6 protein-coding genes and 1 pseudogene are annotated in these 5,515 nt (G+C 40.0%); 5 read left to right on the top strand and 2 right to left on the bottom strand.

Annotation, left to right across the window (positions count from 1 at the left end):
* Positions 1–113: 113 nt before the first annotated feature.
* Both ACO1D1_RS28120 and rarD read left to right on the top strand, forming a co-directional pair.
* Positions 114–1,049: pseudogene (locus ACO1D1_RS28120) on the top strand (AMP-binding protein); the annotation flags it as partial.
* A gap of 400 nt (positions 1,050–1,449) precedes the next feature.
* The gene (gene rarD, locus ACO1D1_RS28115; RefSeq protein ID WP_423337746.1) at positions 1,450–2,313 is read left to right on the top strand and encodes an EamA family transporter RarD; all 864 of its coding nucleotides are present in this window, start codon (positions 1,450–1,452) and stop codon (positions 2,311–2,313) included.
* A 40-nt stretch (positions 2,314–2,353) separates the two neighbouring features.
* Here rarD and ACO1D1_RS28110 read toward each other — a convergent pair whose 3' ends face one another.
* Together ACO1D1_RS28110 and ACO1D1_RS28105 are read right to left on the bottom strand one after the other, a co-directional pair.
* Positions 2,354–2,965, bottom strand: coding sequence for an NAD kinase (locus ACO1D1_RS28110; protein WP_423337745.1), 612 nt, complete (start codon positions 2,963–2,965; stop codon positions 2,354–2,356).
* Positions 2,910–3,158 (bottom strand): hypothetical protein, encoded by a 249-nt coding sequence (locus ACO1D1_RS28105; RefSeq protein WP_423337744.1) that lies wholly within the window; start codon positions 3,156–3,158, stop codon positions 2,910–2,912. Before ACO1D1_RS28105 ends, ACO1D1_RS28110 begins: the two co-directional genes overlap by 56 nt.
* A 153-nt stretch (positions 3,159–3,311) precedes the next feature.
* Here ACO1D1_RS28105 and sppA point away from each other — a divergent pair, with 153 nt between their 5' ends.
* From sppA to ACO1D1_RS28090, 3 genes are all read left to right on the top strand, one after another.
* A complete protein-coding gene (gene sppA / locus ACO1D1_RS28100; protein WP_149871249.1) occupies positions 3,312–4,322 on the top strand; it encodes a signal peptide peptidase SppA in 1,011 nt (336 codons plus the stop codon).
* A gap of 38 nt (positions 4,323–4,360) precedes the next feature.
* Positions 4,361–4,876, top strand: a complete 516-nt coding sequence (locus ACO1D1_RS28095; protein ID WP_423337747.1) for an RDD family protein — start codon at positions 4,361–4,363, stop codon at positions 4,874–4,876.
* A gap of 91 nt (positions 4,877–4,967) precedes the next feature.
* Positions 4,968–5,450 carry a hypothetical protein gene (locus ACO1D1_RS28090; RefSeq protein WP_423337743.1) on the top strand — a complete coding sequence of 161 codons (483 nt, stop codon included), beginning with the start codon at positions 4,968–4,970 and terminating at the stop codon, positions 5,448–5,450.
* Positions 5,451–5,515 lie beyond the last annotated feature (65 nt).

The following is a 5,515-nucleotide window of genomic DNA, read 5'->3' as shown; positions in this document are numbered from 1 at the left end:
TGTGCCTGTCCTGGACCGTTCTTGAAGCCGTATGAGCCCAAAATCCAACAACCTAGATAGGCGTTTTCGCATTTATCGTGAAACGCTTTCGCGTTTTTCGTGCGCCGCTTCATTGGGCAACTGCAGGCCCTGGCTGGCAAAAATGGATTTGGAGTCCGTTCCTATCCGTTCTTGGCTCAGGCGGCACTGGTTTAGTCTATAACGGAAAATTTGAACCGAAGAAATATTTAAGCCTGCTGCAAAAATATGATGTCAATGTGCTTTGCTGTACACCGACTGAGTATCGATTAATGGCAAAGGTAGACAATTTATCCGACTATCAATTACCAAACCTTCACAGTGCTGTTTCAGCGGGTGAGCCGTTAAATCGTGAGGTGATTGAAACCTTTAGAAAGTATTTTACCATTGATGTCCGCGACGGCTATGGGCAAACCGAAAATACCCTTCTTGTCGGTGTAACAAAAGGCATGGAATTGAAACCAGGGTCAATGGGCAAGCCGACACCTGGAAACAGAGTTGAAATTATTAATGATGAGGGTCAGGTTTGTGCGGTCGGAGAGGTTGGTGATATTGCGGTTCATGTGGAAACACCTGCCTTGTTTAAAAACTACTATAAAGATCCGGAAAGAACGGCGATGCAGTTCCGCGGTGATTATTATGTGACAGGTGATAAAGCAAAAATGGACGAGGAAGGCTATTTTTGGTTCGAAGGCCGCGGTGATGACATTATTATTAGCTCGGGCTACACGATTGGACCGTTTGAAGTAGAAGATGCCCTCGTCAAACATCCATTTGTAAAAGAGTGTGCCGTTGTTGCAAGTCCGGATGAAATTCGCGGCTTTATTGTCAAAGCATTCGTTGTCTTACAAGAAGATATCGACGCAGCTGATCCTGATTTAACGAAAACCTTGCAGGAGCATGTAAAAACACTTACTGCACCGTACAAATATCCAAGGAAAATTGAGTATTTGACAGAGCTTCCGAAAACAACCTCAGGGAAAATTCGCCGAATTGAGCTGCGCCAAAAAGAAATGGAATCAGTAAAATAATTTTATGAAAACAAGCTGGCCGCAATATCGGCTGCTTGTTTATTTTCACAGATAAGAAAGTATAAAATTTCGACTTTGAGAAATGTCTAGCTCCAAGCCCTAGCGGCTAGTGTCCTTCGCACTCCGCCCTACGATAAGTCAAGCACGAATGCGCCTCCGGCTCTTCGTGTTTCCTTTATCTCAGTTGGAGTGCTCCAGGCCATACGCCGCTGACCAGGGCGCTTGCGCTTTTCTTATATTGAAGAAGTTTCCATAAATAAACTCCCCTATTATTTACTTTTCACGTTATAATGGAGATATTTCGAAACTAGAAAGAATAGGGGCTCGTGGAGACAGATGAAAAAAACAGATACACAGACGGGAACCATTTATGCCGGTTTTTCCTATTTTCATTTGGGGATTGCTGCCAATTTATTGGAAGCTTTTAGAACATGTAAATGCACTGGAGATTCTGGCAAACCGCATTTTTTGGTCGTTTACTTTTATGCTGATCGTTCTTTTCTTTACGAAAAAGTGGGGATTATTAGTCCGTACCTTAAAAGGATTTGCCCAAAATCAAAGGCAAATCTACGCATTGGCGATCGCCTCCTTGATCATTAGCGGCAATTGGTTTATTTATATTTGGGCAGTGAATAGCGGTCACATGATTGAAGCAAGCCTAGGGTATTATATTAATCCCCTTGTCAGCATTTTATTGGGAATGCTTGTGTTGAAGGAGAAATTAACTATATACCAATATGGCTCGTTCATTTTAGCTGCAATAGGGGTATTAATCATGACGTTTTCGCATGGATCTTTCCCTTGGATTTCAATTTCCTTGGCCTTAACCTTTGCTGTCTATGGATTGGCTAAAAAGCTGATTAATGTGGATTCTGCGGTTGGCTTAACATTGGAAACATTTGTCGTTTCGCCGATTGCTGCTATTTACGTGATTTTCTTATTTGTACAAGGGTCGAATTCCTTTTTAACAGCGAGCGTAGGAACAGACTTATTATTGATTGGTGCAGGAGTTGCAACTGCCGTGCCGCTTCTTTATTTTGCAAAGGGGGCACAGAAAATTCCACTCTCCTTACTTGGCTTTCTCCAATACATCGCACCAACATTAACCCTTATTTTAGGTGTTTTTGTATATCAGGAGCATTTCACAAAAACACAACTTTTAGCCTTTCTATTTATTTGGTCGGCCTTAACCATATATTCATTATCGAAAAGTAAGCTATTGCCTAAAAAAGAATTTAAAAATGAAAAACAGGCGACTCTTTAAAGAAAAACCTTATCCGCAGAACGGGTAAGGTTTTTTTACTTTATAAGAATGTCCGCTTCACTTTATCCCAGAAGGAGTTGTCCTTTAATTTTAAGGTTTTAATCTTTTTGTCACTAATTTTAATTTTAATTTTATCCGTATAACGGATGCTTAAGGCTTCATTGTCCATACCCATTGTCGGATAATCATTGCCTTCTGATACGACCTTAAGGGTTAGTGATCGCTCAGCCCCGACGATAAAAGAAGAGCCAAGTGTACGGTAACGGTTCGTATTCACAGAAGCGACCTCACTAACCTGCATGCAAGAAAGGAGCGGGTCAACAATCGAACCATTTACCGACTTATTATATGCGGTACTTCCAGTTGGTGTTGCAACAACGAGTCCATCCCCGCGGAACGTTTCTAAATGGAGCTCGTCAACAAATACATCGATGACGAGTGTTTTAATAATAGAGGAGCGAATGCTGAATTCGTTTAAACACGGGAAAGTCCCTTTACCATCCACGTCCACTTCAATTAATGGATAACGGCGGACTTCGATATGTTCACTAGAGGTCATTGTTTCAATCATTTTTGACGTATCGCTGATTCGAAAATCACAGTACATACTTAAACTGTTTTGCGTTGAAACTCCTAAAATAAAGACAGTCATCACGAAAGCCTGTTTTCCTAACAGCCTGTAGAAATGTGCCATCGTCCCCGAGGCTGGCAATAATATTTGCCTTACGATAATCTTTAACAATCGTAAATCCATAGCGTTCAGCCAATTCGATTAAGGGAGCCGCTTTTGACAGCATGTCCGCATCCCGTTTGTGATATAAATAAATATTGCGTCGTTTTTCCATTTCCTAGGCCTCCTATGTAAAGATGATAATAAATGTAACATTTGGAAATTAAACTTTGATAAAATAATGATAGTCTAAAATTAGTTTAGCACTTTTTTGAAACAATATGAAAGAATGTGATTTTTAGACGGAAGACAGAAGGGGGAAATACATATGAATGGAAAAAGATGGGCCGCACTTGGGATTGCTGCCGCATTATTTTTTGTTTCGGTTGTTATTAATTTTTTATCGGCATTCGCATTTAAAGGAATAGAAACGGATTTCACCGATTTCATGGCTGCATCCGAACAGTCCTTTACGGAGGAAGTTGTCAAAGATGGCAGCGAATTAAAGAAAATCGTGATTCTTGATGTCGATGGTGTCATCCAAGATACTGGCGAAACAGGGTCATTTTTGCAAAGCGCAGGTTATAATCATCAAGATTTTCTGAAAAAGTTAAACTATCTGAAAGAGGACGATACGGTTAAGGGCGTCATTATTAGAGTAAATTCACCAGGAGGCGGTGTTGTGGAAAGCGCAGAAATTCACGACAAGCTGGTTGATCTCCAAAAGGACAGTAAAAAACCGGTCTATATTTCGATGGGTTCGATGGCCGCTTCAGGAGGTTATTATATCTCAACGGCAGCGAAAAAGATTTTCGCCAGTCCGGAAACCTTAACCGGCTCGCTAGGCGTCATAATGGAAGGATATAATTACAAGGGATTGGCTGATAAATATGGTGTAGATTTTGTCACGATTAAAAGTGGTAAGTATAAAGATATCATGAGTCCAACGAGAGAAATGACAGAGGATGAGCGGGCAATTTTACAAAAGATGATTGATAATTCCTATGAAGGATTTGTTAAGGTCATTTCGGAGGGCCGCCATATGAGTGTGGATGAAGTGAAAAAGATTGCGGATGGCCGGGTATACGATGGCCGTCAGGCAAAGGAAATTAAGCTTATTGATGATTTTGGCTATTTAGAAGATGTGATCGACCAAATGAAAAAACAGGAGAAGCTTAAAGGGGCAAAGGTTATCCGTTATTCGGATGATCTAGGTTTTGGCTCATTATTTACGTTTCAGGCAAAAAAACTAATCAGTGATAATGTGGAAATGGCAGGACTTATGAAAATTCTTTCCAAGCCTAATTCACCACGCCTGATGTACTTATATGCGGAATAAGGGGGGCGAAGCGAATGGAAACAAATGATAATCAAGAAATGACAAATGAATCTGCGTCAAATCAGATAGATGACCATAGTGCTGCTAATCCCCCTTCTGAAGAGGACAGAATTCCAGACCCGGTTTTGCAAAGCTTCCCGGTGCGTTATGCAGGTTTCTGGATGCGTTTTTGGGCCTACCTGCTTGATTTAATTGTCGTGGGGAGTATCGGCAGGTTGTTGATCAATCCATTATTTCGGGCGCTTGATATTTCCTTATCGGAATTTAACATGTTTGCTCCTATTTCGATAGCATCAGCGGTTATCTTTTATTTATATTTTGTCTTGATGACAAAATATTTTAAGCAAACGCTTGGAAAAATGGTCTTTGGCTTAAAGGTAATTGACTTGAAAAGTGATAAATTATCTTGGGGAACGGTTCTTCTTCGCGAATGGATCGGCCGTTTTATATCAGCAACCGTTATCATCGGCTATTGTCTTGTTGCCTTTTTACCGAAAAAGCAAGGGCTGCATGACCTTTTCACAGATACAACTGTTATTCATACAGAACGATAAATTCGAAAAAATCAAACCTGTCAACATCGTGTTGACAGGTTTATTTTTATTATAAAAGTAAATAATAATAGGCTGAAAGGTTGTGAACTAATTGTTTTGGCTTTGGCTAACCTTATCCATCTTATTGGTCTTATTCATTATCATAATTCTTACGAAATTAACGATTATTGTAAATTATTATCATCATAATGACAATGATGATTTAATGATAGAGTTTCGGGTATGGTTTGTAATTAAGTATAAAATCAATGTTCCATTAATAAAGATTGATGATGATTCACCAAGTGTCGTGGTTAAAAGTCATTCACATATGGGAGATTCAGATCCTGAAAATCCTGAGCATAAGGTGAACCAAATCACTAATAAAGATGTAACAGCAAGTTTGAAAAAGACGAAAGAAATTCTGGAGAAAGTTTTCAATTTGCATGTCATTGTAAGAAAGTTCTTTCGTAAGGTAACGGTAAAAAAACTGGAATGGGATTCGCTCGTTGGGCTTGGTGACGCTGCAGATGGGTCAAGCGGCGCACGAAAAACGCGAAAGCGTTTCACGATAAATGCGAAAACGCCTATCTAGGTTGTTGGGTTTGGGTCGACACCGAAATTTTTGATAACTGAACGAAGCAGAAAAAAAAACATGAA

Source organism: Neobacillus sp. 19 (assembly GCF_049463095.1).
GTDB lineage: Bacteria > Bacillota > Bacilli > Bacillales > Cytobacillaceae > Neobacillus.
The sequence above is the reverse complement of the archived record's forward strand: the minus strand, read 5'-3'. Positions and strand labels throughout refer to the sequence as shown.

Coding starts and splice junctions, on each gene's coding strand:
- ACO1D1_RS28110 (WP_423337745.1), bottom strand. CDS start 2,965: ATGACTGTCTTTATTTTAGGAGTTTCAACGCAAAACAGTTTAAGTATG.
- ACO1D1_RS28105 (WP_423337744.1), bottom strand. CDS start 3,158: ATGGAAAAACGACGCAATATTTATTTATATCACAAACGGGATGCGGAC.
- sppA (WP_149871249.1), top strand. CDS start 3,312: ATGAATGGAAAAAGATGGGCCGCACTTGGGATTGCTGCCGCATTATTT.
- ACO1D1_RS28095 (WP_423337747.1), top strand. CDS start 4,361: ATGACAAATGAATCTGCGTCAAATCAGATAGATGACCATAGTGCTGCT.